Origin of the sequence: Methylocystis suflitae, assembly GCF_024448135.1 — a bacterium.
Lineage (GTDB): Bacteria > Pseudomonadota > Alphaproteobacteria > Rhizobiales > Beijerinckiaceae > Methylocystis > Methylocystis suflitae.
In genome coordinates this window covers 1-788 of record NZ_JAMRYX010000024.1, presented here as the reverse complement: position 1 = coordinate 788, position 788 = coordinate 1, and the positions used below count along the sequence as shown (strand labels likewise).

The window sequence follows — 788 nt, the reverse complement described above, 5'->3', positions numbered from 1 at the left end:
CCGCGCAACAACTTCGAATTTGAAGGGGAGCCGCGCGGCTCCCCTTTTTCTTTTTGGGAGAGGCGGATGGCGGCGGTCATCGGCTGGGATATCGGCGGCGCTCATATCAAGGCGGCGCGCGCGGATGACGGGCGCCTCACGGCGGTTGTGCAGATCGCCTGCGCCCCTCACGAAAGCGTCGCCAGCCTGGAGCAGGCGCTACGCGCCGCGCGCGCGGCGCTGGGCGAGGCGGAGCGCCATCACGTCACAATGACGGCGGAACTCTCCGACGCGTTCGAAAGCAGATCGCGCGGCGTCGTTACGGTCGCCGCCATCGCCGCGCGCGAGATCGGCGTTCCTGACATTCTTTTTTACGCCGGCGAACGCGGCGTCATCAGCCGCGACGAGGTCGGCGCCAATGTCGACGCCGTGGCTTCGGCCAATTGGCGCGCCTCGGCTGAATTCGTCGCGCGCCATTGCGCCGAGGCGCTATTCATCGACATTGGATCGACGACGACGGACCTTGCGCCGATTTGCGCCAAACGCGTCGCGGCGCGCGGGGCGAGCGACGCTGAGCGCCTCGCTTATGGCGAACTCGCCTATGCCGGATTTTCACGCGGCGCGCCTCAGGCCTATGCGGCGCGCGCGCCGATCGCCGGACGGTGGACGCCGCTCGTCAACGAAGCCTTCGCGTCGATGGCCGACGTGCGGCGCGTGCTCGGCGATCTCCCCGAAGCCGAAACCGAAGCCGACCTTTTGCCGACGGCGGACGGTCGCCCGAAGACGGTTGCGGCGTCGCGCGCGCGGCT

General features: G+C 68.8%; 1 protein-coding gene. It reads left to right on the top strand.

Features of this window, described 5'->3' with window-relative positions; genetic code table 11:
* Positions 1–66: 66 nt before the first annotated feature.
* Positions 67–788 (top strand): hydantoinase/oxoprolinase family protein (locus NEI07_RS01800; protein ID WP_256032318.1); only part of this gene is annotated, 722 nt, incomplete at its 3' end.